The following is a 26979-nucleotide window of genomic DNA, read 5'->3' as shown; positions in this document are numbered from 1 at the left end:
GAGGAAAATCACCGTCATCCTGAGCGGAGTGAGTACCGCCCCTCCCGCTACGTCATCCTGAGCGGAGGCGCAGCCGGAGTCGAAGGATCTCTCAGAACCTCCGCCGCAGAACGGCTCCAGCCAGACCAAGGACCATCAGGACGCCCACGGCCATGAGAGGTGCGGCCACGCCGACACCGCTTTCGGACAGGCTCTCCTGCTTCTCGTCGGAGTCGTTCTTCTTATCGTCCGAACCGTCGTCCTTCTTGTCCTCGTCGTTCTTATCTCCCGAATCGTCATTGTCGTCCGAATCATCGGAATCGTCCGGGCCCTCCGGGTCATCAGAATCGGGAGCCCACACGGTAGCGCCATCCGCGTCGACCACGGTCCCATCCGGATGGATAGTGCCGCCCGCGGGAACCACGACCTCCACGCCGCTCTCGCCGCCGGTGATGTCGGCAGACGGCGTGAACACGCCGCCCTCAGGCAGAGTGACCGAACCATCCGGATTCACCACGGCCGGAGCGTCTCCGCCAGGCACGACCACGCCCTTACCGTCGGGCATACTCGCCGAACCGTCCGGATTCACGACCACACCGGCATCCGTCGACACGGACTCGACCGCAACCGTCGCCATGCCGGTCGCTGTGCCCGTATAGTTCGCGGCATCCACGCTCGGGGTGAATGTCCACCACAGGGATATCGGAGAACCGTCCGTGGAACGCAGCGCGTGCGTGGCATCCAACGGCGTCGTATGCTCGGCGTCCGCGTACCAGGCGATCACGCCCGGCACCGCCTCCGTCGTACCATCCGGCAGAGTCACACCCACGCCAGAATCGGATACGGCCATGTCGGCGAGGGTCGAGCCCGCCTTCACGGTCTGGTCCTCGACCGTGTACGAGAACGCGGCCGGCGCGATCGAGAAGCCCTGGGTCAGGCTCGACGCGCCCTCGAGCGTGTAGTTCACGTTGGACACGCCCGTCACCGTGGCGGTATGGGAGCCGACGTTGGTCTGCGCGCCCGAAACCGTCAACACGCACTCATCGCCCTCCACGAGATTCGAGACACGGGCCGCGGGAACCTGGGAGACGCCGTTGTAGGTCAGCGAGACGGCATCCCACTCCACGACCACGGGACGCGGAGCCACAGTCAACGAGATTTCCACGCTCTTCGCCTCGAAATCATCACTCTCCGCGGAACTCACAGTCAAGGTCGTCTCGCCCACGCCCACAATCGACACATTGCCGGACCCGTCAACGGAGGCAACGGCCTCATCGGAGCTGGAATACGTGATCGCACCAGCGCCAATGGACGCGAGCGGCGCGAGCGTGAAGCCCTCGTCACCGTATGTCTTGGAGATGGCGGCCGTATCCAACCGGAACGCGTCACCGCTCTTGGACACCGTAAGAGACACCGATGCCTCCGCCCCCTTGTAGTTCGCGGTCTCGTCCAGCGTGGCGGTGATCGTCACCTCGCCCGCGCCCACGATCGACACCTTGCCGTCCGCGTCCACCGTCGCGACCGACTCGTCATCCGACGCGAACGACACCACGCCACCGCTGTTCGACACGGCCGTCAGCTTGAAGCCGGAGTCGCCATAAACCGCGGACTGGCCGCCATCAGGAGACAAGGTCAACACGCCCTGGGCCTTGGCGATGCCGGTAACCGTGCCGGCCGCTTCCGTGGACTCCAACGCATACCAGTCGGCACCCGCCGGACAGGGCCACCTTGGACGCCTTCACCGTCGTACAGCCCGCGCCGGCGGACTCGAAAGCGTACTCCGCTGAGGCCGACACGTCGTCGCCCCCAAGCACGCCGGACAGGTCGACCTTCAACGAATGACCCGCAGGCACCGTGGACGTCCCGTCATAAGTCTTGGACGCGTCACCCCGAACGCTCGCCTTCAACGTAAGTTTCTTGAGCGTGACCTCCACGGAAGCCTCCACGTCCGACAGGTTGCCGTCCTGGGAGAAGCGCATCGTCAACGACTGGGTACCGGTGGGCACGACCCTGCGCGACGTGTCATACGACAGTTCGACCGAATACGTACCGTCGCCGTTGTCCTTCGGATTCACATCCTCGGTCAGCTTCGTCTCACCGTAGTACAGGGCCGCCATGCCCGGCGCAGGATCGTCCGACAATCCCACCAGACCCGACAAGCGCGACAACAGGGACGCCGCAGACGATTCGGACTTCCCGCCCGTCGCCGTCACCTTGGCCTTCACGGTGACGGTGTCGCCGTACGTGAACGACGAGGACGACTTGTCGTCGGCATCGTAGGAGGCGATGTCCCCTTCCGCCACCACACCGGTGGAACGCGACACCGTCAACACGCCCGAAGCGAACTCCACCGCATAGTTCGACAACTCCTTGGGAGAGCCGTCGGAAGCCCACTTCGGCGTGACCTTGTAGCCCTGCTCGGAGACAGACGAACCCTTCGTGTAACCGCACTCATAGGCCAACGCCTTGAACAACACGGCGGACAACGAAGACTCCTCGCCGTTGACCCAACCGGACACAGTGGCCGAATACGCGGGAGCGTCCGACCCGTACGCCACCTCGACGCTATCGGCCGTCACGACCAGCTTGGCGAGCGTGATGCCGGTCACCTCATGCGACGACGGCAGTTCAGACGGCAGCGCATACCAGCCGGACAGATCGCCCGACAACGCGATATCCGACACCTTGACCGTCTTGGTGTTCGCGGCCGCGGACTCGAACGCATACTTCGCCGTGGCGGACACCTTCGCCTTGTCCTCGTCGAGCACACCGGACACGACATCGACCTTCAACGAATGGCCCTCAGGCACGTCGGCCGAACCGTCATACGTCTTGGACGCATCACCCGACACACTCACGCCCACGGGCCTCGCCTTGAGATCGACCGTCACGGACTTCTCGCAAGCCGCGACGTTGGCGTTGCCGGAGAACCGCACCGTCAACTCCCGGCCATCCCCGACGGAGATCTCCCTGCCCGACGTGTCGTACGACAGCACGACCGAATACGAGCCGTTCTGCTTGTCCGTGACCTCCACATTATCGGTCAGCTTCTTATCTCCCAGATACAGGGCCGCCGTGCCCGGAGAGGACGAACCCGACAGACCGAACGAGCCCGAACCATCCGACAAACCGGACAGACCGAACCCCGAACCATCTGACAGTCCACGCGGAGCGGAGAACACCACGGAACCAGACTTCACGCCAGACGCCTCCACCGTGGCCTCCACAGTGATTGTGTCGCCATACGTGAACGAAGACTGCTTGTCATCGCCCTTATAGGAGTCGGCCGTCACCGTGCCGGCGGACTTCACCACCGTCACCTTGCCCGACACGAACTCAACCTTATAGTTCGACAACCCGGCGGGAGCGTCCGTCTTCCACTTTGGCGTGACCGCGTAACCGCCGTCCACGACGGGCGAACCCTTCTTGTATCCGCAGTCATAGGCCAACGCGGCCGACAATGTCGAAGGCAAGGTCTTCTCATCCTCGGCATTGGCCCATTCCGACACGGAGAACGTGTACATGGGAGCATCGGCGTTATAGACGACCGCCTTGTCGTCCGCCGTCACCTTCAACGTCTTCTGATTGATGGTAAACTTGCCGGTCTTCGTCACGGCCGCCCAACGCGCGCCATCCGAACCGGCCGCGTAGTCCGCGCTCTTGACCGACGCCTCGACCACATACGAACCCGCGTCCGACGGGGCCTCATCAGTCCAATCGTCCTCCTCGTCCCCATTGGCGGGACTATAGCGAAGCGATACCTCGACACCATCAGCGGACGCGACCTTAGACACGGATGCCGAAACGGACACCGCTGAACCGTCATATTCCTTCGACTCAACAGGCCCGAACGTTAACTCCGGATCATGCCCCACCGCCAACGGATACGCCGAACTCGAATCCTTATCATCGTTCGCATACACCAGATAACCCTTAACGGGTGTCTGTTTGTACACCTGCTGATTCTTCACGGCGTCCGCCGTCTCATCCGCGAACACACCACCCGTGATGGAAACACTAGCTTCAGAAACGCCCTGCTGCCTCTCGGCACCGTCACCTATAGCGGCATCGACACCCGTACCCGCCTGGGCCGTGATCCGGCCGCCGGTAATCTCGACATTGACCTCAGCTTCAGCAAGGAATCCGCCGCCAACACCAGCACCATTAGCGCCGCCTGTCGCGACGACCGTACCACCCGAAATCACAACATCGACCGGAGCGGAAGCCCCGTATCCGCCGCCGATACCGGCAGCCCAGCCGCCGCCCTGCGCGGTGACCGTACCCCTCGAAATCTCGACGTTAACCGCAGCTTGAGCATTGTCTCCACCACCGACACCAGCAGAATCGCCCGTCGCGACGACCGTACCACCCGAAATCTCAACATCGACCGGAGCGGAAGCCCTGGCTCCGCCGCCAACACCAGCAGCATGGGCAACGCTCGTCGCAACGACCGTACCACCCGAAATCACAACATCGACCGGAGCGGAAGCCCCGTATCCGCCGCCAACACCAGCAGCATGGGCAACGCTCGTCGCAACGACCGTACCACCCGAAATCACAACATTGACCGCAGCGCGAGTCCCGGCTCCGCCGCCAACACCAGCAGACCAGGAGCCGCCCGTCACGCTGAGGAAACCATCACCGGAAATGAACAACGATTGCCCCTCAGTTTGCAACCCAGCACAAAACCCGCCGCTCTTGAGCACGCTATCGCCCTTAAGCGTGAGATCCAACGAACCCGACTGCACCAACACGGCGGCCGCCCTGTCGACGGCGCTCAGATCGATCGCCACGCCGTCGAAGGTCACGTTCGCGGTCTTGTCGTTGCCCGGGTTCACGACGATCCTGTCCGTCGTGGTGCCGTTGTCGACCGACTTGGAGTTGCCCTTGTCATCCGTGTAACCGATTTGCGCCTTCGCCTGGGACGACATGCTCACCGTCAACGTCTTATCCGACAGAATGGTCAGTGTGTTGCTCTCGTACTTGTAGTCGGCATCATGTTGGCCGCCCGACACATAGAAATCACCGGCCTTGCCCACTACCTGCACGGGATACTTCTGGCTGGTCTGCCCATCCGTGTTCTTCGCGACCGCATACCTACTATCCGCATCGGCCACAGGGATGCCATACACCGTCTGAGCGTCGGCATCCCAGTCTCCAAAGAAACCACCCGTAATGGCAACAACAGCCGCGCTGCCGTCCACCCTACTGGCGCCGTCACCTATAACGGCAACCCCAGCCGAACCCGCAGCAGCCGTGATCTTACCACCCGAAACCTTGACATCGACCGAACCGAAAGCACTCCTTCCGCCGCCGATACCAGCAGCATCCTCGCCGCCAACCGCATCGACCACACCACCTGAAATCACAACACTCGTCGAGCCCGAACGCCCGACGGCGTATCCGCCGCCAACACCAGCAGCAAGAAGGCCCCCCTTCGCGGTGACCACACCACCAGACACCACAATATCGACCGAACCGTAAGGAAAATTTCCGCCGCCGATACCAGCAGCCCGGCTGCCGCCAGTCGCGACGACTACACCACCCGAAATCTTAACGCTGACAGGAGCGGAAGTATCGGCTCCACTGCCAACACCAGCACCAGCACCCTTTGAGCTCTCGTCATTACCACCGATTGCGACGACCGTACCACCCGAAATCTCGACACTGACCGCAGCGGTAGCATCGGATCCGCCGCCAACACCAGCAGCATGGCGGCCGCCCTCCGCACTGAGAAAACCATCACCGGAAATGGACAACAACTGCCCCTCAGTCTGCAAACCGGCACAAGCCATACCGCTCTTGAGCACGCTATCACCCTTGAGCGTGAGATCCAACGAACCAGAAGACACCAGCACGGCGGCCGAATAGTCAATCTGGCTTCGGTCGATCGCCACGCCGTCGAAGGTCACGTTCGCGGTCTTGTCGTTGCCCGGGTTCACGACGATATTGTCCGCCGTGGTGCCGTTGGGGACCGACTTGGAGTTGCCCTTGTCGTCTGTGTAGTCGATTGGTGTCGTCGCCGCGTCGGACATGCCCACCGTCACGGGCTTCTCGGTTTTGATGGTCAGCGTGTTGCCGGCATACGTGTAGTCGGTGTCCTCGACCAAACCGCTCTCGTCGGTGGTGGACAGCGTGAACGCGCCCTCGGTCACGAACTGCTCCTGCGCTTGGGCCTGGGTCGGGAACATACCCACAACGAACGCCACGGCGAGGGTGGCGAACATCATCAGCAACGTGAGCAGCACGGCCTTCGCGGCGGACCTTCGCAACGCTTCCATCATCATCAATCCTCTGTTCTCTCCGGCACGCACAACGTCATGCAGCATAATCCGGTTTTCAACGTAACAAGCCCTCCCCCCGAACAGGGTTTGACGGCGCGCCAGAAGGAGGGGATAGGGCATGAATCAGGGACCGACGGACACAGGTCAATCCCCTCATGACGCGGCGGTCCACGACATAAGGGCTGGCGGCTTGGCTTTGGCTTTGGCCGCAGGCGGAGTGGGATCCTTCGACTACGGGCTCCGACCTCCGCTCAGGATGACGGGACAGAGGGACGCGCACTCAAAACAACAAAAACGCGCCGAAACCGGAATTAAGCACGGGGTTCAAGGATACCCCGGCTAGGCTATGAGCCGCAGCAGCTGGTAGAGCTGCCGTAGGCTTCGCAAGGTCAGCTCGCCATGCACCGTGATAGTATTCGTCCGTACCCTTTTGAGTTGGGGCGAAAGCCGATAACCAACCAAGGCCCGACCTGTAGGTCGGGCCTTTTGCATTCGGCGGCTACGCCGAAACGGAGCCGGTCCGGCAATTGTGGCCACGGTCCCGGTCCTGCAATTAGGGACGGCCTGCGGCCGGCTCAATATTGGCTGGGACACCCGTTATCACGGGTGCCCCAGCTCAGGACCTGCTGACAGCACACTGTGCTGTCAGCTAGCTCATCGCAACGCTAGTTGCGATGAGCTAAAGGTCCTGACCATTCATATTCAACATCCCGAGCCGATTCGATGCGTTGTTCGGGCAGGTGCTTGGCGGGCAGCGTCTTGGGCTTGAAGGGGAACTTTTCGGCGCGCATCGCCTCATAGGCGGCGATGGCGTCTTCGTGCTGCAGCGTCAGATCGATGTCGTCGTAGCCGTTCATCAAGCGCCAGCGGGTGTAGTCGTTGACTTCGAACGGCAGGGTCACGTCGCCGCAGGTCACCGTGCGCTGTTCCAGATCCACGGTCATCTCACGGCCCGGCTCCTCTTCGAGGAGCTTCCACAGCAGCTCAACCGATTCCTGCGGCATGATGGCCGCCAGTACGCCGTTCTTAGCGGTGTTGCCGTAGAAGATATCGGCGAAGCTCGGAGCGATCACCACGCGGAATCCATAATCGTGCAGCGCCCATACCGCGTGCTCGCGGGAGGAGCCGATGCCGAATTCCGGGCCGGCCACCAGAATCTGGCCTTTGGCGAATTCGTTCTGGTTAAGCACGAATTCCGGATCGCGGCGCCATGCGTAGAACAGAGCGTCATCGAAGCCCGTCTTGGTCACGCGCTTAAGGAACACGGCGGGGATGATCTGGTCGGTATCGACGTTCGAACGGCGCAGCGGCACGCCCACACCCGTCAACGTAGTCAGTTTTTCCATAGGTTTGTCCTTGCTTTCGATCGGGGTGTCACAGGTCGGCGGGGCTGCAGATCGTGCCGCGGATGGCGGTCGCGGCGGCTACCTGCGGCGAGGCGAGGTGCGTGCGCGAGCCCTTGCCCTGACGTCCCTCGAAGTTGCGGTTCGAGGTGGAGATGGAACGTTCGCCCGGCACCATCTTGTCCGGATTCATGCCCAGGCACATCGAGCAGCCGGCGTTGCGCCATTCCGCGCCGAAATCCTTGAACACCTGGTCGAGACCTTCCTCCTCCGCCTGCAGGCGCACGCGGCCGGAGGCGGGCACCACGAGCACGCGGTGGATCGACTCGGCCTTGTGATGGCCTTTCATAATCGCGGCGGCGGCACGCAGATCCTCGATGCGGCCGTTGGTGCACGAACCGATGAACACGGTGTCCACGGCGATGTCCTTGATGGCCATGCCGGGCTCCAGACCCATGTAGGCGATGGCGCGTTCGGCGGCGGCACGCTTGGTGGCGTCGGCGATCTGCTCAGGCACCGGCACGCTCGCCGTGATCGGCAGGCCCTGGCCGGGGTTGGTGCCCCAGGTCACGTACGGCTGCAGGTCGGCGGCGTTCAACGTCACCTCGGCGTCGAACACGGCGTCGTCATCCGTGCGCAGCGTCTTCCAGTATTCGACGGCCTTGTCCCACATCTCGCCTTCGGGAGCGTGCGGGCGGCCCTTCAGGTATTCGAAGGTGATCTCGTCGGGGGCGATCATGCCGGCGCGCGCGCCCGCCTCGATCGACATGTTGCAAATGGTCATGCGCGCGTCCATCGACAGCTGACGGATCGCCTCGCCACGGTATTCGAGCACGTAGCCCTGGCCACCGCCGGTGCCGATCTTCGCGATGATCGCCAAAATGATATCCTTGGCGGTCACGCCTTCGGGCAGCGAGCCCTCCACGTTGATCGCCATAGTTTTGAACGGCTTCAGGCTCAGCGTCTGGGTGGCCATCACATGCTCGACCTCGGAGGTGCCGATGCCGAACGCGAGCGCGCCGAACGCGCCGTGCGTGGAGGTGTGCGAGTCGCCGCACACGATGGTCATGCCAGGCTGGGTGAGGCCCAGAATCGGGGCGAAGGCATGCACGATGCCCTGATCGGCGTCGCCCAGCGGATGCAGACGCACGCCGAATTCCTTGCAGTTCTTCTCCAGCGTGGTCAGCTGCAGTGCGCTGGTCTCGTCCGGATTCGGGCGGTCGATGTCGACCGTGGGGGTGTTGTGGTCTTCGGTGGCGATGAGCTGGTCCACGTGGCGCGGCGTGCGGCCGGCCAGACGCAGTCCTTCGAACGCCTGCGGGCTGGTGACCTCATGCATGAGCATCAGGTCGATGTACAGCAGATCGGGCGCTCCGTCGCTGCCCTTGCGTACCAGATGATCGGCCCAGACCTTCTCGGCCAGTGTCGTTCCCATACGGGTTCCTCCTCGATTTCTCGCGCGAGGTCTTGTGCTCGCGCCTTGTTCGTGGTAACCAGCGTATTGGGCCGAACCGGAAACTTCATGCCGGGGCCGGTATATGAGATAGTGTTGGCGCGCACTTCGCCGTTTCGTTGGAATCACACCGTTTTGCCTCCCTAAGGCACCCCTGTGGGCATCTCGGCCATCGGATTCTCACCCTGTGGACATCAGCACGATTTGGTATTTCACAATGTGAGATGGCATAATCGACGATTATGACTTCCCCCACCGAACTTGAGAATACGGACGATATGCCGCTCGATGACACCCTCCCCTCCACCGAAGCCCACGACATCCCCGCCCCCGAGGACGATGGCGAGATCCATTCCGGCGTCGGCGTGCTTGACAAAACCGTGAAAATCCTCGACGCGCTCGAGTCCGGCCCGTCCACGCTTGGACAGATGGTCGCGGCCACCGGACTCGCGCGCCCCACCGCGCACCGCCTGGCCATCGCGCTCGAACGCCATCGTTTCGTGCTGCGCGACCAGCACGGCCGTTTCGTGCTCGGCTCGCGCTTCGCCGAACTGGCCGCGGCCGCCGGTGAGGATCGCCTGCTCACCGCCGCGGGCCCGATTCTGCAGACGCTGCTCGACCGCACCGGCGAATCCGCGCAGATCTACCGCCGTCAGGGCGACCAGCGCGTGTGCATCGCCGCCGTGGAACGCGCCTCAGGCCTGCGCGACTCGATTCCCGTGGGCGCGATGCTTTCGATGGAGGCCGGCTCCGCCGCGCAGATTCTGTTGGCATGGGAGGATTCCGAACGTCTGCATCAGGGACTGCGCCGCGCGAAGTTCACGGCCGCGAAGCTCACCCAGGTGCGCAAGCGCGGTTGGGCCGAATCGATCAACGAACGCGAAGAGGGCGTGTGTTCGATTTCCGCGCCGATCCGCAACGCTTCCGGCCAGGTGATCGCCGCGATCTCCATCTCCGGCCCCACCGGACGCATGTCCACGTCGCCGGGCCGCCGCTACGCGCCGCTGGTGATGGCCGCCGGCAAATACCTGACCGACGCTCTGATCAAGGCCTCATCCGGCCGCTGATCCCGCGCTTTATAGACTCTTTCCGAAACCCGCCTCGCATCCCGCGTCAGGCGGGTTTTCCATACCGTAAGCACCCGCCGTTCCGGACACCTTTCGTCATTCCGAGCGAAGTCGAGGAATCCCCGCTATCATCCCATGTAGATTCTTCGACTCCGGCTTACGTCTCCGCTCAAGATGACGGCAAACAACACATCGGGCACGCACGGCAAATACCACACGCACCGGAGGACGTCTACGACTGGCGGCGGGAGACGAAGCCCCGTATTCGGCTCCACAGACTGGGTTTGCGCAGCAGATCGTCGCCCTCGCCATCCTGCGGGGCTTTTTGGTTCAATGCGTAGGTGTAGGCCTTCTTCGAGCTGGGCTTGCCGACGATTTCACCAAACTCCAAAAGCTGCGTGCGCGGCTGGTACGGGTGGCGGATGTCGAATTCGATCAGCCGGGTGGCGCGTTTCGCCGGTGCCGGACCATAAGTGTTGAATCCGCAGGTCGGCGTGGCGATAAGCAGCTGTCCGTCCAGTTCGCCCACGAATCCGTTGCGGTGGTCATGCGCGGCGGAGATGCCGATGAAGCCGTCGTGGTCGCCGCGCAGAATATCGAATTCGCCGCAGTCCTCATCCGGGCAACTCACACCCTCGCCAAGATAGCCTCCGGGCTGCGTTTTTTCTCCATCCAAAACGAAGTAGGCGTAATCGTGCGTGCGATACCCCTGCATGGCGAAGGCGGCCGTAGAGGGCACTTCGGTGAGCACGTCGTAGTACTGAGGCAGCGGCATATGCTGGAACACCAGCGAGGGAGCGCCGATTTTCGCCGGCACTTCGCGCAGGAACGCCAACGCCTCGTCCGAGGGCGCGGCGAATCCGCCGCCGTGCACGTAGTCGCCGGAATCGACCAGCACCACACCGAGCACGTTGCCGGCGGCGCGGTCGGTGGAGGCCACCGGCAGGGCGAGGGTGCCGGGAGCGCAGGTATGCACGGTTTGTTCGGGCATGAGATGGTCCGGTGAGGGAGGCTCGTTCAAGCAGCCGGGGAATTCGCGGTAGATGGCGTCGAGTTCGGCGTTGTCGAGACCGCATTGGAAATCATGGTTGCCGTAGGTCACAGCGAAGGGCACGCCACGTGAGACCAGCGGTTCCAGGAATTGCGACGCGGCGGCGCGCACCAGCTCGCGCGTGCGTTCCAGCGTCGCTTCGCTCGGCCCGTGCGCTTCAACCGAACCATTGGCACCGCCGACGGCGTTCACGCCGCTCCAGCGCCGTTTACGGAAGGTTTCGGCGAAGGCCGGGTCGTATCCGGCAATCTGATTGCCGGTGAAGATCACCAAATCGGGGCGCACGGTGTCGAGCGAGGCTTCGATCAGTGCGATGGTGTCTTTGGCGATTTTGGGCCCGTCCTGAATGTCAGAGATTTGCAGAACGCGGAATTTGCCGGAATTGTGGAATTGCAGCCGTCCCAGCCTCGCCGACACCGACACCGGCCGGGTGTCGCCCGCGTCGGCGGGTTTGATGCGGGGCTTGGTCGATAGGCCTTCAGGCGCGCGCTGTGATTCCGTCATAGGCTCCACCTTAATGCAGAAGCAAGCCAACGCGCGATTCCGCCGAGCTGCCACGCAGCTGAGCTCACGCAGACACTGGTGATGCGAGCCGGAAAGAACTGATATGAACACGATGGCGAAAACTGCTGAAATCAGCGTGGGATTGTTCGCCGGTGACTCTGAAGCGAGTGATATGAAAAATCCCTGCGGCATCTGCCGTAGGGATTCATTCGCTGGGGTGCCTGGACTCGAACCAAGAATGGCTGAACCAGAATCAGCTGTGTTGCCAATTACACCACACCCCAATTGGCATGGCGAATAACTTCTAAGAAGTCGTTTCGTCGTACCCCCAACCGGATTTGAACCGGTGTTGGCGCCGTGAGAGGGCGTAGTCCTAGGCCGCTAGACGATGGGGGCGTATTCAGTTTTCACTGTGCTGCTTGGCTGTGTGCCGCGCAACGAGTGATTAATCTACGCGACTTCATCAACAAGCGCAACCCATCGGCGTGTCGCGCGCCGTCTTTCCCTTCAGGAAAGACATAAGCGCGCGACACAAGGAGGTGACAGCCCAGTGGGCTGTCACCTGACAAACTCATCACTCCACGTCATCCTGAGCGGAGGCGGAGCCGGAGTCGAAGGATCTCACGCCCGCCAGCTCGTCAACAGCCATAAGATCCTTCGACTCCGCCTGACGGCTCCGCTCAGGATGACGAGGACCTCCGCAAAAGAAAGGAGGAGACCCGCAAGGGTCTCCTCCGACACAACAATCCCACACCGCTTCAGCGTCACAGATGCTCGCGCAGTCCCTTCAGACGCGCGACGGTGATCTCCTTGCCCAGGATCTCCATGGACTCGAACAGCGGCGGGCTCACGCGGCGTCCGGACACGGCCACGCGCACCGGGCCGAAGGCCAGGCGCGGCTTGTAGCCGCCTTCGTCGATCAGCGCCACGTTAAGCAGCTCGTGCAGCGGCTCAGCCTTCCAGTTCGCCTCGCCCGCGCCTTCGAGCGCGGCGATGGCCTTGTCGAGCACGTCGGCGGCGGAGTCCTTCAACGTCTTGCGTGCGTCGTCCTCCGGCTCGATATAGCCTTCCTCGCTAAGCAGCGAGCCGACCATGCCAGCCACCTCGCCCAGCAGGCGCACGCGCGGCTGCACAAGTTCGGCGGAGGCGGTCAGAATCTCGCGTTCGCGATCGGTGAGCGCCTCCCACGTTTCTGCGGAGACCACGCCGTCGCGATGCAGGTACGGCACCGCGCGGCTCAGGAAGTCGGCCGGTTCGAGCATGCGGATATGCTCGGCGTTGATGGAAATCGCCTTGTCGATGTCGAAGCGCGCCGGGTTGGCCTTCACGTCGCGCACATCGAACTTCGCGACCATCTCGTCCATGGAGAACACGTCGTTGTCGGGCGCGATCGACCATCCGAGCAGCGCCAGATAGTTGAGCAGGCCTTCGCGGATGAAGCCATTGTCGCGGTGGTTGAACAGGTTCGATTCGGGGTCGCGCTTGGAGAGCTTCTTGTTGCCCTGGCCCATCACGTACGGCATGTGGCCGAACACGGGCATCTGCTTGGCGATGCCGAGTTCCATGAGGTAGCGGTAGAGCACAATCTGGCGCGGGGTGGAGCTGAGCAGGTCCTCGCCGCGCAGCACGACGTTGATCTCCATCAGCGCGTCGTCCACCGGGTTGGTGAGCGTGTACAGCGGGTCGCCATTCGGGCGCACGATCACATAGTCCGGCACGCTTCCGGCCTTGAATTCGATGGTGCCGCGGATCAGGTCGTCGAAAACCACATCCTCGTCGGGCATGCGCAGACGCAGCGCGGGCTGGCGGCCCTCGGCGCGGAACGCGGCCTTCTGCTCGTCGCTCAGGTTCCGGTCGTAGCCGTCGTAACCAAAAGCCTCAGGGCGTCCGGCTGCGAGGTTGCGTTCCTTAATCTCGTCCGGAGTGGAGAAGGATTCGTAGGCGTAGCCGGCCTCAAGCAGTTTCGCGGCGACGTCTTTGTACAGGTCGGAGCGCTGGGACTGACGGTAGGGGCCGTGCGGGCCACCCACGTCAATGCCTTCATCCCAGTCGATGCCCAGCCAGCGCAGGGATTCGATGATCTGGTTGTAGCTGTCCTCGCTGTCGCGTTCGGCGTCGGTGTCTTCGATGCGGAAGACCATGGTGCCGCCGGTGGCGCGCGCCTCGGCCCAGTTGAACAGGGCGGTGCGGATCATGCCGACGTGCGGGGTGCCGGTCGGCGAGGGGCAGAAGCGAACACGGACGTTCGCGGGCAGTTCGGGTTTGGTGTTTTCAGCTTCACTCATAAGGCATATTGTGCCCCGTAGTTCGGACGCGCGCACCAAAGGCCAGACCTTCCCTATAATGGGTTGCGTTCGCGCGGTTGGTGGCAGCAGCCGTGCCACACATCAGTAGATATTCATGTGCGGAACTCCGTCGCCGCATGGCGACGTTCCGTGGGCAAGACAGCCGTACCGGGCGGAACGTCCGCGAACGGCGGCTGGACGCATGGGCTCCGGCCCGCGTCGGAATGATTCGCCCACGGAAGTAAGTCCGCCACACGATGGTCTGATGCGCGCGCGGGCTCCTCACCTTCCCGTCGCTTCCGCTTCAGGCCTGTTGAGCGCGCGGCAACGCGCGGAAAGCAAGGTGATTAGATGAAGAAGATGGAATTGCGTAAGGTCGCGGCCGTGGTTGGAGCCGCCTGCCTGATCGCCTCTCTCGCCGCCTGCGGCGGCGATGACACCGCCGGCTCGGCCGACTCCTCCACCCCCTCCCTGTCGTTCATGTTGGATTGGACGCCGAATACGAACCATATCGGCCTGTATGTGGCGCAGGAACTGGGCTATTACGATGAGGCCGGCGTGGACGTGACGATTCTGCCGACCGCCCAGGCCGGCGCCGAGGTCAGTGTGGAGAACGGCGTGGCGAACGTCGGCTTCACCACGTTGAGTAATGTGGCGGCGTTCAACGCGCAGGGTTCCGACCTGAAGTTCGTGTTCGATCTGACGCAGAAGCAGGTGGCCCGCTGGTGTTCGCTGGCCTCCCGCACCGACATCACTTCGCCGAAGGATTTCGACGGCAAAACCTTCGTGAGCTTCGGCTCGGCCGAGCAGACCGCGGTCATCCAGCAGATGATCAAGAACGCGGGCGGCACCGGCGAGTTCGAAACCGCCACGGCCGGCACCAGCACTTTCGAAACGCTCACCTCGGGTCAGGGTGATTTCGGCGGATTCTACGCCACGTGGGAGAACGTGGAGTCCGAACTCAACGGCCCGGCGCTGAACTGCTTCGTGGCAGGCGACTGGGGTGTGCCCGGCAATCCGGACCAGCTTGGTTTCGCGGTGAAATCCTCCTGGTTGGATGACGCTGGCAACAAGGAGGCGCTGGGCAAGTTCGTCGAGGCGACCAAGCGCGGCTACGACTACGCGCTCGCCCACCCGGACGAGGCCGCGGAGATTCTGGTGGAGGCCGCCTCCACCGCGCAGCTTGACGAGACGCTGACCAAGGCTTCGATGCAGGAGATCATCAATGGCGCGTATTGGACCGACGGCGACGCCACATCATTGCCCGGCACCGTGAACTTCGACGACGCCCAGGCCTACCTCGACTTCCAGTACGAGGCCGGCACCTACACGGATTCCGACGGTAACACCCTCGGCCAGGCCCCGCAAGCCGAGGATCTCGCCACCAACGAATTCGCGCAATAATCCGCCCTGCATCGAAAACACACGCCCGTAAGGAGAGACGTATGACCGCCCGCGCATCGCTTGCCGCCCGTATCGCCCCGCCGACGATCACCGTCGCCGCGCTGCTCGGCGTATGGGAGGCGGCGGTGCGGCTCGGCCACGTCTCCGAACGGGTGCTCGCCGCCCCCAGCCAAATCGCGGCTTCCATGGCAGGCACGTGGCCGGAGCTGATGGAGGCCACCGTCATCACCGCCTACGAGGCGCTGACCGGTTTTCTGATCGCCGTGGTGGCAGGATTGGCGATCGGTATCGGGCTGCATCTGTGGCGCACCTTCGACCGCGCGTGTACACCGCTTCTGGTGGGCGCGCAGACGATTCCGCTGATCACCATCGCACCGCTGTTCATGATTTGGTTCGGCTTCGCGCCCTTCGGCAAAATCGTGATCGTCGCCGTGTTCGGCGTGTTTCCCGTGGCCGTGCAGACCGCCCGCGGGCTCAACGCGGTGCCGCGCTTCTATGAGGATGTGGCGCTCACCTGCGGCGCGACCCGCGGTTGGACGCTGATTCATGTGAAACTGGTGGTCGCCGCGCGCCAGATTTTCGGCGGCGTGCGCATCACCGCGGCATACGTGTTCGGCACCGCCGTCACCGCGGAATATCTCGGCGCGATGAATGGCTTGGGCATCTGGCTACAGGCCGCGTTCAATTCCTTCCGCACCCCCTTGATTTTCTCCGCCACAGTGGCCGTGGTGGCGATGACGGGCCTGCTGATCGGCGCGATTTCGCTTCTCGAGCGCGTCCTGCTCGGCCCGGACGACACCATCGCCTTCAACGAGTCCGGCGACTGAATATTCCTCCCTCATGCAACACCCGCGAAAACCCGCGGTTCTCGGGCGGACTGTGCGAGAATGATACGGACGCCATCCGTCTTGAGAAAGGGGAATCAATGACTGATCCCAACCAGAACCCGCAGCCGCAGGATCCCACGCTCGGCACCGACGCCCAGACGCCTCAGGTCCCGCAGACGCCGCAAGTGCCCCAGGTACCGCAGGTGCCGCCGCTGCCGCAATACGGCCAGACCGCACCGCAAACGCCGCAGACCCCTCAGTACACGCAATCGTCCGTTCAGTACGCGGGCCAGGCCGATCCCACCGCACAACAGGCAGCTCCGGCCGCGCAGGTGCCGCAATATCAGGCGGCCGCGCCTCAGACTGATCCGTACGCACAGCCCGATCCGTACGGCCAGGCTAATCCTTACACGCAGCCCAATGCGTACACGCAGCCTAATTCGTATGCGCAGTCCAATCCGTATGAGCAGCCCGCGCAACCGTATGGAGCTCCCTCCGGCGCATATGCCGGCGCGCCGTACGCGGCCACGGCCGGGGACGTGCCGCCGCTGAACAAACCGTATTACGGCTGCCCCTTCCCCGAGGCGTTCCTGCGCTTCTGGAAGAAGTACGCGGTGTTCAAAGGCCGCGCCTCCCGCAGCGAGTTCTGGTGGTGGTTCCTGGCGTCGCTCGCCGTCAGCTTTGTGCTGAACCTGCTCATCAGCATGAATGACGACCTGTCGTTCCTGGACACCCTGTGGGGACTGGCCACGTTCATTCCGACACTCGCCCTGTCGGTGCGGCGCCTGCACGACGCGAACAAGCCCGGCTGGATACTGGCCATTATCTATACCTCGATAATCATCGGCACGTTTATTGTGATGGCTTGCGGCGGCGCGTTCGTCCTCGGCGCGGTGGCCAGCTATGGCGGAGGGGACTACTCCGGCCTCGCCGCGGGAAGCCTCGTAGGAATCTTCCTCGGCGGACTGCTCGTCTTGGTCCCGTTCGTCGCCTATATCGTGTTTATGGCGGCGGCGAGCAAGCCCGAGGGCGCGCGCTATGACGACGACTACATGCCGTATCAGCCGATGCCCCAGCAGCCCATGCCGGGAATGCCCGTGCCAGGAGCTCCCGCCCAGCCGATGGACTACGCCCAGCAGAATCCCTACGGCAGCTATCCTCAGCAGCCCCAGTCCGCGCCGTACGGCCAGGCCGACCCGTCGGCCCAGTACGGCCAGCCGCAGGGCGACGCCAATAACGGCCAGTCCCCGTACGGTCAAAACCAGTACGGACGGTAGTCTCCGACTTATGTGAAGACCCCTGTTGGGCTGTGGTCCAACAGGGGTCTTTTCGTTGATTAAAGCTCCACGTGGGGCTTGTTCGGATCATCCTTGACGTGCGCGAACTTGGCGGCGAGCGCTTCTTTGTTGCGTCGCTCGTCCTCTTCTTTGGCGCGTTTTTTCGCCTCATCCGGATCCCACAGCACATCCTCGCGATGCTTGGTCCATTCCTCACCGGCCAGCGGGGCGACGAATTCCACCAAGGCATCCAGCGATTCGCGCGTGCCGACCAGAGCGCGGATATGCTCGGCGGTCAGGCAGATGCGCGGAATCCCATAGCGTTCGCGCAGCTCGTTGACGAACAACAGCACCGGCAGCACACGTCGGGCGGCAGCAGCGTCGTCGGCGTCCGCAGCGTCACAAGGCCCAGCGACGGCGTTCACCAGCTGATGGCACGCGCACAACGCCACCGCGAAACGTCGGGTCAGCGACGTCGCATCATCAGCCAGCGATCCCCCATCCAGCGCCGCCTGCGCCTCGGCGATGACGCGACCCACCGCATCCCGCACCGACGCGTCCCATTCCACGCCCAGCAGATGCGCCGCCTCGTACAGCAGCTCCACATCCCCGCTGTACGTGAATTCACCCATCGTGTCGTAGGCGTCGTTGGCGTCCAGCAGCGCGTCCACAATCTCCTGCGGGCGGCCCGGAATCTCGTCCGCGCCCTCATAGACGAATTCCGCGTCGGGCATGGTCACATCCAGCCCGGTCATCACCGCGGCGAACGCGCGCGTGATGCGCACCTGCAGTTCCTCCGCGTATTTCGCGTCGTTGTCCATCTGCCGAGCGTCGGTCAGCGGCCACAGGCCCACCAGCGCGGCACCGGCCTCGGCGGCCTCACGCACCGCGGGACATTCCGCCACATGCTCGATGACTGCGGTTTCCATATCAGCTCCTTCGACACGTCCATTCTCGCGCTATTCCACGTCGGCCGCAGGGTCGACATAGGTGATTGACATCACACGCCCGGTCTCATTGTCGTAGGTCACGCTCGTCACGGAGGCGAGGGCCGTGCGCCGCAGGAACATCCAATGCTCGGGGTGACCGGTCTCCAGCATGTGCCGGTAGCTCCAGATGGGAGACTCATGGCTGACGACGACGATCTGCTGGCCCGGGTATTGCGCCACCTTCTCGCGCGCGAACGCATCCATACGCTCGGCGATATGCCGGTACGACTCGCCCCAGCTGGGCTTGTACAGGTTGCGCACCAGCCGCCAATTGCCGTTCTTCCACAGCGCGCCCTCGCCGTGGCCGATGCGCTTGCCGCGGAATTCGTTCTCCGCCTCGATCACGCGCTCATCGGTGATGAGTTCGAGTTCGTCCTCCCCGCGTTCGGCGCGCACCCGGTTGAGCGCCTCGAGAATCGCGCCCGCGGTCTCGCGCGTGCGGTCGAGCGGCGAGGAGTAGACGGCCGCCACCGTGTTCATCTGCGGATTCGCGGCGATGTAGGCGCCGGTGGCCTCCGCCATGCGCCGGCCCCGGTTCGACAGGTGGAAATCGGGCAGCCGCTCGTACAGCAGATGGTCGGGGTTGTACACCTTGCCGTGACGGACGAAATGTATGGTGGTTGCGCTCATCTGCCGGCCTTCCTCGCAGCGCCCCATATGGGGAAAATCCTTGTATCGATATACCAATGTACCGCGTGTCGTGGCCGGGGCTGCTATTAGAGTTGCCTCGACGCAAATATGCGCAGAAGGGGATCTCTCGCTCACGCAAACTTTGCGCGACCATGGACACAACACATCAGTATCGATGAGGGCTCCGGTGCGACGCCAAGCGCCGGGGAACATCCAATCGGGAGCGGAAAGGAGCGTGGTTTTGTCATGTCACATGGTTCAGTAAACGTCATCAGGGATCTGGGGCGCCGCCTGTTCGGCGGGTACGCGGAGCTGCTGCGTATCCCGCATACCGCGCGATTCTCCGTGGGTTCCGTGATCGCGTGCATGCCGTTCCCGATGGTCGGCATGACCATCACCATTTCGGTGCAGCATTTCTACGGCAACTATTCGCTGGCCGGCGCGCTGACCGCCGTGCAGGCGATCGCGCTGGCCGTGGTCAGCCCGGTGCTCGGCAAGCTCGTCGACAAGTTCGGCCAGCGCCGCGTCTCCATTCCCACGATTGTCGTGTGGATGATCGCCGCGACCGCGATGATCTCGTGCATCAACGCGCATGCGCCCGAGTGGGTGCTGTTCTGCATCACGCCGTTCCTCGCGGCGATTCCGCCGTGGGGCGCGATGAGCCGCGCCCGTTGGACCCGCCTGTTGAAAGGTGATTCCGAACGCACGAACCGCGCGCTGAGCCTGTCGGGCGTGTTCGACGAATGCATGTGGGTGATCGGCAATCCGCTCGCCTCCACGCTGGCCGTGATCTCCGGCCTGCTCGCGTTCTCGTTCACCGGCATGTGCGTGGTGGTCGGCGCGCTGATGGTGCTCACCGAATTGAGCACCGAGCCGCCGAGTCAAAGCGATCTGGCGCGTGAGGCAGGCATGTCCCGCAAGGAATACCGCGAGCATGTGGCGGCCAAGGCGGCCGCGCTCAAGACGGAGACCATCGCCGAAACCGTGCGTCGCGAGAAGCGCGCGCAGGGCGCTTCGGAGGAGGAGATTCGCGCCGCGATCGAGGTGACGATGGCCGAGCAGGCGACCGCCACCAAGGAGTCCATCTGGGGTCCGGGTCTGATCGCCGTGTGCGTCACCTGGTTCTCGCTGGGCGCGTTCCAGTCGGCCACCGGCATTTCGATCATCGCCTTCGCCACCGAGCAGGATATGAAGCAGTACACGGGTTTCGTGTTCGCCTGCTTCTCCTTCAGCTCGCTGGTGGGCGCGCTGCTGTACGGCGCGAAGAACTGGACGATTCCGCTGTGGAAGCGCTTCTACTTCTGCCTGGCCGTGGTGAACATCGGCATCGGCACGTTCATGTTCGCCCAGCATCTGTGGGTGATCATGCTCATCTATCTGGTGATCGGCGTGTGTCAGGCCCCCACCTGGATCAACGGCAACCAGCTGATGCTGCATCTTGTGCCGCCGACCCGCTTCACCGAGGGCGTGGCGTGGATGGGCGCGATGAACTCCATCGGTTCGTCGGCCGGTTCCGCGATCGCGGGCCAGTTCATCGACCGTTACGGCTCGCACGGCGGATTCACGGTGGTGACCGTGCTGGCGTTGGCCTCGCTGGTGATCGCGTTCATCGGCTTCAAGCAGATCAAGTCCAGCACCGAACAGCCCACCCTCACCGAAGTCGCCGTATAGCCTCTTTGTGGTGAGCATATGAAAAGCCCGTTGGATTTCTCCAACGGGCTTTTCGTATGTGTTTAACGCCTACTTTGGCCAGCCTTGGGGCGTATGCTCCAGCGACCACAGGCCAAGCCTGTGCGAGAAGCTGTTCTCCCACTTGGCTTCGAGCTGTTCGGGAGTCAATCGGTTGTCGGCGGACTTCAGACGGTTCATCGCATTGGTGTGCGTGTCGTCGAGCAGCCACTTGCGGATCAGGAAGTTCCACACCATCACCACGGCGGTGGCGACGAGCTTGCCGATATTGGTGCGGATCATGTATTCGGTATGCTGCGTGATCATGGCGTCATGGTTCATGCCGAATGTGGAGATGTAGATGATGAGCTCGTTGATGAACAGGCCGACCACCGAAGCCGACGCGAAGATGAGAATCTCCATCCATCGGGCCATATCGGGGCGATGCTTGAACACGAACTTCATGCTCGCCAGATAGTTGAAGATCAACGACACCAGGAACGAGATGGTGCTGGCAAGGATGTTGTGCAAATGGAACGCCAACAGCAGATTCATCAGACCATAGTCGATGACGAAGGCGATCACGCCAACGATGCCGAACTTCATAAGCTGCGCAATCAGTTTTTTCACAATCGTCCATTAAACACGCCTCTTGCGACGCATGCGACCGATACTCCCCCATCCACACAGAGAATCCTTACCGCGAGCGGCCAACAAGCGGCCTATGATGAATGCGGAAGATTGTCCGCGATCAAGGAGGCATCATGCCCGTCATCCACACCCATGTGTCCGTCGCCACCACGCCCGAGCAGCGCGAGGCGCTCAAATCCGCCTATGGCAAGGCGATCACCGCCGTGCCCGGTAAGTCCGAAGGCTGGCTGATGTGCCCGTTCGAGGATAATATGCCGATTTATTTCGGCGGCGACGACAGCGCGCCGGCCGCCTATGTGGAGGTCAATCTGCTCGGCCGCTCCGCCGTGCCGGGCTCCGTGTGGGAGGAGCTCACCCACCAGATCATGACCGCGCTCGAATCCACGCTCGGCGTTCCGCAGGACCGCACCTACATCCGCTACACCGCCACCTCCGACTGGGGTTGGAACGGCGGCAATTTCTAAGTCTCGCACCCACGCAAGAGGCCTGTTTCCTCGTCACCCTGTGGAGATGCTTCGACTTCGTTGCACTCCGCTCAGCATGACGAACAACCATTACCAACGCCACTCCTGAGGAGACACGCAACCCCTCTTCGTCATCCTGAGCGTAGCGCAGCAGAGTCGAAGGATCTCATTCGTTACGAGATTCTTCGACTCCGCTCAGGATGACGAGGAGAAATGCGTCAGACGATCTTGGGCATGGGGGTGGTCAGGCTAGTGGTGAGGTTCACATGCACCAGACCGGCACCCGCATGCACTTCGACCTTCTTCAAGGTCACCGTGCGCTCATCCTCGCCGGCGCGGTCGTTGTCGGTCATCGTCGCAGGCGACTTGACCGCGACCACCGCCATATCATCCGGCGACACACCGATGCTCGCGCACAGCTCGTTCGCCTCGGCCAGCGAAGCCGCGAAACCATCCTTAAGCACCACGCGCTCGGCCGGCACGCCATAGGCCTGCTCGGCGATCCACTTGACGTTCTCCACCAGCGGCATGCCCTTGTGGCTGTGCGGCTCGGCAGGCATCGCACCGCCGACCAGCGCATCCACGAACTGGTCGAGCTGCGGGGCTAGCGCCTCGCCGCCGTCGCGGTACAGGTTGCCGATAATCGGATCGCGGAATTCCAGCTCCTTGGCCGTGGCCTGCAGCGCCGGAATCTGGTCGTCCTCGCCATCCCACAGATTGACCAGCGGGAAGGTGGGGATGTCCAGCTTCTCCAAACGGTCCACGTGGAACGGGTAGCGCCACGCGAGTTCCGGATCGTCGCGCCAGGTGGAGGCGCGAGTCACGACGATCGCGGCGGACGGCCACTGCGCGCCATACTCGCGGCAGGCGATGTCCAGCCACTTCTGCGCGCCCGCGTCGGCACCGTATCCGGCTTCGACGATCACCACATCATGCAGCGCGCAGGCCATCTGCACCGAAGCGAGGGTCGGAATACCGATGGACACGTTGGCGAAGGGACCGCCGTGCACGTAGACGGGTGAGCCGTTGACGGTTTCCGTCTTGGCCGGCATCACAGCGCTGGCAAGCATATCGGTGATGCGCCACAGGTCGATGAATTCGCCGAAGGTCACGGCCTTGCCGTCCTTGGTGCCGGCGATCATCGCGGCCACGCGGCGGCCGATCTCGTCCATCGAACGCGACAGGCACACGATCTGCATAAGCTCGCAGGTCGGCGTGAGCACGACCTTCTCGGCCACATTGTTCTTGCCCGCATCCACGGTGATCGAGCGCAGGGAACGGCTCGGCACCTCGGAGACGCGCGGCACAAGAATATCGTCGAGCTTGCCTTCGTCAATGGCCTTCTCCGCGAAGGAGACCAGCAGGTTCTGCGCGGCGGCGATGGCGGCCATCTCACCGGTCAGGCCCCAGTCGATGAGTTCGGGATGGGTCAGGGAGGCCTTGCCGCCGCCCGACGCGCCGCCTTTGGAACCGGCGGCGGTGATGCCCATGCTCGGCTGGCGCAGCACGGCGGCCGCATCTAGCCCACGCTTGTTGAGCGCGTCGATTAGGGCGATGGTGGTGGTGGTTTTGCCTTCGCCGCGGGAGGCCATCAGCGGGGTGTCGGCCGTGACCAGCACGATTTTGCCGTGCTTGCGCGGGGCGTCCGGATTGGCTTTCAACGCGTCGAGATAGCCGAAGGCGTCGATTTTCTCAACCAGTCCGTACTGGCTGGTGAAGTCCTTGATATCGGTCATATCGGGTCCTTTCTGGTGTGGTTTGAAAGAAGCGCAAGGATCTAGAAATCGGAAAGATGGAAGCCGTTGTTCATGGCCATGCTGCGGGTGTACAGCACGGAGTCAAGCAGCTTGTCGGTGTCGGCTTTGAGCTTGTCAGCCAGCTCCTGATTGGCGGCGGCGAGGATGCCGCGCGCGTCCACGCCGGCCCGGATCGCCTCGATAATCTCCTCAGGCTCCATCGGCTGCACATCGCCGTCCGTCTCGTCGGCGTCGAATTCGGCGTCGAGCGAGATGCCGGTGAGGTCCGCGATCTTCTCGTCCGTGGCGGCGAGCATCGCATGCCCGTACGCGCCGGTCTTCTCCTGATAGCGCTCCACCGCATTGGAGGTGTCGGCGAACGCGCCGTCGCACAGGGCGGCGATCACGCGGTTGGCCCAGTAGAAGTTCTCGGTGGTCACGCGCGTGGTGGTGTCCGCGAGATATTCCGGAGTCACCTCCACATTCGCATAGAACGGCACCAGCGTGTTGAACGGGTTGGAGCCGTACGCCATCCACTGGATCGCGCGCGAAACCTGCGGGCGGTACGGGCGGATCTGCAGCACGGCGAGCTGGCTCTGGCGGTTGATGCCGATCGGACGGTACATGTGGCGGGTGTGTTCGTCGCCAAGCTTGCCGTACGGATCATACGGCGTGCCCTGATAGTGGCCCGACAGCACGTATTTGATGTCTTCGATCGTCACCTTGCGTTCGGGCTGGCGCGCCCACGGAATGTCGTTGCTTTCCGGCTTGTGCTCCGCGTCGGGGCCATCCCACACCTCGTCATAGGGGTTGAGGAAGCGCTGCATCCACCACGCGCGGGGCGTGTTGTACACATGGTCGGAGTCGGAGTGCGAGCCGAAAGCGTCGCGCGGATTGAACGGCGAGGCGGGTTCGACCGACAGGTCCAGATGGTTGCGTTCGATCCATTCGCCCAAGTCCGCGGAGCACATATGCTCTTCCTGCTCGCCCAGCGCGTCGTCCAGATCGAATTCGTCGATGCCCAGCTGGTTGGGCATGGTCACATACGCCTCGTCGGGCACGCGCTTGGCGATCCAATGGTGGCCACCCACGGTTTCCATCCACCAGATCTCATCCACGTCGCTGAAGGCGACGCCGTTCATCTCGTAGGTGCCGTATTCCTCAAGCAATGCGCCGAGACGTTCCACGCCTTCGCGGGCGGTGGTCACGTACGGCAGCACGAGGGTGAGGAAGTCTTCCTCGCCGATGCCGCCGGGAATCTCCGGATTCTCGCCTTCGGCGGGCACAAGCTGCACGAAGGGGTCGGCGCCGAGCACGCGCTCGTTGGTGGTGAGGGTTTCGGTGGCGCTCATCGCCACATTCGCCTCGTTCACGCCGGCCTCGCCCCAGATGCCTTCCTTGAGGTCGGCGTTCGGCACGGCGGTATAGCGCATGGGATTGTCCGGCAGGTCGATTTCCACGTGGGAGATCACCGCACGATAGCGCCGAGGCTGCTCCTCGGGCGTGACGACGACGAAGCGCTTGGGGCAGAATTCGCCGTTTGCGGAATCCTCATTGCGGGCGATGATGGTGGAGCCGTCATAACTCGCGTCCTTGCCGACCAGAATCGTGGTGCAGGCCATGAAATGCACGTCCTTTCTGACGAAAACAAACCTCTACGAGTGTATCGTGGCGGCGGGAATAGCGGGCATGTCGGCATGCATAGTGGGCGGGGAGCCTCGGATCCGCATCCAAGACTCCCCTCCCATCGTTTTTGGCGACGCGCTACCACCCCGCGGCCGCATGCCGGTTAGGATCGACGCCGCAGCGTGATCATGGCGCCGCTCACGATCAGCAGGTCGTTGGCGAGCAACGCCGCCGGAAGAACGCCGACGTCGACTAGCACGCGCCGGTCAGCACGCGCCGGTCAGCACGCGCCGGTCAGCACGCGCCGGTCAGCACGCGCCAGTCAGGAAGATACCGGTCTGGTCGGGGATTTCGTCGAGGCCGCGCAGCGCGTGGTGCATCTCGTTGAGCCAGAAGCCCTGGTTGAGTCCGGGCAATGGCTTCTTGGTGGCCCACACATGCAGGTAGTATTCGTGGTCCTTGTCGGGCGGCTGCGGGCCGTTGTAGCGCATGATCACGGCCGGATCGTTCTCACGACCCACGAATTTCGAGGCGGAGGAGTTGCGCCCCTGCACGGCTTCGGGGATCATCGCGGGCATCTGGCGGGAGAAGTCCGGCGGGATGGCGAGCGCGTGCGAATCGTTGAAGTCGAACATCAGCGCCTCGATTGGCAGGTTCGCCACGGACCAGTGGATCCATTCGAACCCGCAGACGGGAATCGAGTCGGGGTCAGTGAATTCCCAATGCAGGTAGCGGGCCTCGGAGGCCACATCGTCGATGTAGAACGGGAAGGAGATGACGGGCACGCCGCCCGTACGGTATTCCGGTGCCGCCGCCTTGGCGAAATCGTCTGGAATCACGGTGAAATCGGCTGAGATCTTCATTGGTGGCCTTCTTTCCTATGCCTGCCGCCCATCCGCAGGTTCCGTTCCATCATACGTCGCACATGTGACAGCATTCTGCTAGCATTATTGATATATGGTTGAGCGAAGGCACTTGGCATGTAAGGAGGCACCATGGCGACATTCACGCTGCGCAAACTGGATGATGAGGTGGCCGAACAGTTCAAACAGATGGCCAAGGACCACGGCCGCTCCGCCGAGGCCGAACTGCGTTCCGTGGTCGAGGAGGTCACGCGCAAGTACATCGAAGAGAAGGATCGGACCGCCCCCACCGGCGCGGACTGGCTCGCCGACATCCGCAGCATCATGAGCAACAACGGGATCACCGAAGACGATGAGCCGTTCCCCTTGCCACAACGGGATTTCAGTCCTGCCCGACCTCCGTTCGCGGATACGGTCACAACAAGCGGAGGTGAGGAATCATGAAGCGTCCCGTCATTCTCGACACCAACGTCGTTTCCGAGGCCATGAGTCCGAACCCGAACTCCAATGTGGTGGACTGGCTGATTTCGACTCCGGTCGACCGGTTGCATCTGACCACAATCACCGTGGGAGAGCTGTTGTTCGGCGTCGCGCTGCTGCCGGAGGGGCATCGCAAGCGGGCGTACTGCGAAACCATCGCGCGCACGATGGAGTACTACCAGAACCGTACTTTTGCCTTCGACGCCTCGGCCGCCATAGCCTATGCCGACGTCAGGGCGAAACGACAGCGCGCAGGGCGGCCCGTCAGCACGCAGGATGCGCAAATCGCCGCCATCGCACGCGCCAACGGATGCGCGGTGGCCACCCGCAACGTCAAGGATTTCGAAGACGCGGGCATCCCCCTAATCAATCCCTGGGAAACACCCGCATCTTCTTGA

Annotated in this window: 20 protein-coding genes and 2 tRNA genes; 8 read left to right on the top strand and 14 right to left on the bottom strand. The window is 63.0% G+C overall.

Annotated features, from left to right (window positions below):
* Nucleotides 1–91: 91 nt before the first annotated feature.
* From AC1AV0_RS10185 to leuC, 4 genes are all read right to left on the bottom strand, one after another.
* Nucleotides 92–1672, bottom strand: a complete 1581-nt coding sequence (locus tag AC1AV0_RS10185) for an Ig-like domain-containing protein (RefSeq protein ID WP_476573655.1) — start codon at nucleotides 1670–1672, stop codon at nucleotides 92–94.
* The gene (locus tag AC1AV0_RS10180; RefSeq protein ID WP_476573653.1) at nucleotides 1599–6308 is read right to left on the bottom strand and encodes an MBG domain-containing protein; all 4710 of its coding nucleotides are present in this window, start codon (nucleotides 6306–6308) and stop codon (nucleotides 1599–1601) included. The genes AC1AV0_RS10185 and AC1AV0_RS10180 overlap by 74 nt, the downstream gene beginning before the upstream one ends.
* Before the next feature lie 620 nt (nucleotides 6309–6928).
* Nucleotides 6929–7609: a 3-isopropylmalate dehydratase small subunit gene (leuD, locus tag AC1AV0_RS10175; protein ID WP_476573651.1), complete on the bottom strand. Its 681-nt coding sequence runs from the start codon at nucleotides 7607–7609 to the stop codon at nucleotides 6929–6931.
* A 28-nt stretch (nucleotides 7610–7637) separates the two neighbouring features.
* On the bottom strand, nucleotides 7638–9041 hold the full coding sequence (leuC, locus tag AC1AV0_RS10170) for a 3-isopropylmalate dehydratase large subunit (RefSeq protein WP_476573649.1): 1404 nt from the start codon (nucleotides 9039–9041) through the stop codon (nucleotides 7638–7640).
* 296 nt (nucleotides 9042–9337) lie between these two features.
* On the opposite strand from leuC, the gene AC1AV0_RS10165 reads away from it, so the two are divergent.
* The gene (locus tag AC1AV0_RS10165; protein WP_476573738.1) at nucleotides 9338–10126 is read left to right on the top strand and encodes an IclR family transcriptional regulator; all 789 of its coding nucleotides are present in this window, start codon (nucleotides 9338–9340) and stop codon (nucleotides 10124–10126) included.
* A 232-nt stretch (nucleotides 10127–10358) separates the two neighbouring features.
* Here AC1AV0_RS10165 and AC1AV0_RS10160 read toward each other — a convergent pair whose 3' ends face one another.
* From AC1AV0_RS10160 to gltX, 4 genes are all read right to left on the bottom strand, one after another.
* The gene (locus AC1AV0_RS10160; RefSeq protein ID WP_476573647.1) at nucleotides 10359–11681 is read right to left on the bottom strand and encodes a metallophosphoesterase; all 1323 of its coding nucleotides are present in this window, start codon (nucleotides 11679–11681) and stop codon (nucleotides 10359–10361) included.
* A 212-nt stretch (nucleotides 11682–11893) separates the two neighbouring features.
* Nucleotides 11894–11965, bottom strand: a tRNA-Gln gene (locus tag AC1AV0_RS10155).
* A gap of 39 nt (nucleotides 11966–12004) precedes the next feature.
* Nucleotides 12005–12077, bottom strand: a tRNA-Glu gene (locus tag AC1AV0_RS10150).
* A gap of 368 nt (nucleotides 12078–12445) precedes the next feature.
* A complete protein-coding gene (gene gltX / locus AC1AV0_RS10145) occupies nucleotides 12446–13966 on the bottom strand; it encodes a glutamate--tRNA ligase (RefSeq protein ID WP_476573645.1) in 1521 nt (506 codons plus the stop codon).
* Between the two features lie 351 nt (nucleotides 13967–14317).
* On the opposite strand from gltX, the gene AC1AV0_RS10140 reads away from it, so the two are divergent.
* From AC1AV0_RS10140 to AC1AV0_RS10130, 3 genes are all read left to right on the top strand, one after another.
* Nucleotides 14318–15370 (top strand): ABC transporter substrate-binding protein, encoded by a 1053-nt coding sequence (locus tag AC1AV0_RS10140; protein WP_476573643.1) that lies wholly within the window; start codon nucleotides 14318–14320, stop codon nucleotides 15368–15370.
* 41 nt (nucleotides 15371–15411) lie between these two features.
* The gene (locus AC1AV0_RS10135; RefSeq protein WP_476573641.1) at nucleotides 15412–16197 is read left to right on the top strand and encodes an ABC transporter permease; all 786 of its coding nucleotides are present in this window, start codon (nucleotides 15412–15414) and stop codon (nucleotides 16195–16197) included.
* 98 nt (nucleotides 16198–16295) lie between these two features.
* The gene (locus AC1AV0_RS10130) at nucleotides 16296–17474 is read left to right on the top strand and encodes a DUF805 domain-containing protein (RefSeq protein ID WP_476573639.1); all 1179 of its coding nucleotides are present in this window, start codon (nucleotides 16296–16298) and stop codon (nucleotides 17472–17474) included.
* Between the two features lie 59 nt (nucleotides 17475–17533).
* Here AC1AV0_RS10130 and AC1AV0_RS10125 read toward each other — a convergent pair whose 3' ends face one another.
* Complete coding sequence (locus AC1AV0_RS10125) at nucleotides 17534–18403, bottom strand: hypothetical protein (RefSeq protein WP_476573637.1); 870 nt, start codon at nucleotides 18401–18403, stop codon at nucleotides 17534–17536.
* 30 nt (nucleotides 18404–18433) lie between these two features.
* Complete coding sequence (locus tag AC1AV0_RS10120; protein WP_476573635.1) at nucleotides 18434–19093, bottom strand: histidine phosphatase family protein; 660 nt, start codon at nucleotides 19091–19093, stop codon at nucleotides 18434–18436.
* Between the two features lie 246 nt (nucleotides 19094–19339).
* Here AC1AV0_RS10120 and AC1AV0_RS10115 point away from each other — a divergent pair, with 246 nt between their 5' ends.
* Complete coding sequence (locus AC1AV0_RS10115) at nucleotides 19340–20764, top strand: MFS transporter (RefSeq protein ID WP_476573633.1); 1425 nt, start codon at nucleotides 19340–19342, stop codon at nucleotides 20762–20764.
* A gap of 69 nt (nucleotides 20765–20833) precedes the next feature.
* On the opposite strand, the gene AC1AV0_RS10110 is transcribed toward AC1AV0_RS10115, so the two are convergent.
* A complete protein-coding gene (locus AC1AV0_RS10110) occupies nucleotides 20834–21367 on the bottom strand; it encodes a GtrA family protein (RefSeq protein WP_476573736.1) in 534 nt (177 codons plus the stop codon).
* A gap of 158 nt (nucleotides 21368–21525) precedes the next feature.
* Between AC1AV0_RS10110 and AC1AV0_RS10105 the strand changes: the two genes are divergently transcribed.
* Entirely contained in the window at nucleotides 21526–21876 is a 351-nt protein-coding gene (locus AC1AV0_RS10105) for a tautomerase family protein (RefSeq protein WP_476573631.1), read from the top strand.
* Between the two features lie 218 nt (nucleotides 21877–22094).
* On the opposite strand, the gene AC1AV0_RS10100 is transcribed toward AC1AV0_RS10105, so the two are convergent.
* The 3 genes from AC1AV0_RS10100 to AC1AV0_RS10090 form a co-directional block, all read right to left on the bottom strand.
* Nucleotides 22095–23612, bottom strand: coding sequence for a formate--tetrahydrofolate ligase (locus AC1AV0_RS10100; RefSeq protein ID WP_476573629.1), 1518 nt, complete (start codon nucleotides 23610–23612; stop codon nucleotides 22095–22097).
* A gap of 41 nt (nucleotides 23613–23653) precedes the next feature.
* Nucleotides 23654–25234 (bottom strand): C69 family dipeptidase, encoded by a 1581-nt coding sequence (locus AC1AV0_RS10095; protein WP_476573627.1) that lies wholly within the window; start codon nucleotides 25232–25234, stop codon nucleotides 23654–23656.
* A 312-nt stretch (nucleotides 25235–25546) separates the two neighbouring features.
* The gene (locus tag AC1AV0_RS10090) at nucleotides 25547–26101 is read right to left on the bottom strand and encodes a YbhB/YbcL family Raf kinase inhibitor-like protein (protein WP_476573625.1); all 555 of its coding nucleotides are present in this window, start codon (nucleotides 26099–26101) and stop codon (nucleotides 25547–25549) included.
* Nucleotides 26102–26233: 132 nt separating this feature from the next.
* On the opposite strand from AC1AV0_RS10090, the gene AC1AV0_RS10085 reads away from it, so the two are divergent.
* Both AC1AV0_RS10085 and AC1AV0_RS10080 read left to right on the top strand, forming a co-directional pair.
* Entirely contained in the window at nucleotides 26234–26545 is a 312-nt protein-coding gene (locus tag AC1AV0_RS10085; RefSeq protein ID WP_476573623.1) for a FitA-like ribbon-helix-helix domain-containing protein, read from the top strand.
* Complete coding sequence (locus AC1AV0_RS10080) at nucleotides 26542–26979, top strand: PIN domain-containing protein (protein ID WP_476573621.1); 438 nt, start codon at nucleotides 26542–26544, stop codon at nucleotides 26977–26979. The genes AC1AV0_RS10085 and AC1AV0_RS10080 overlap by 4 nt, the downstream gene beginning before the upstream one ends.

This window comes from Bifidobacterium sp. LH_558, from assembly GCF_056356295.1.
Note: the sequence above shows the minus strand (reverse complement) of the source record. Positions and strands in the feature narration are given on the sequence as shown.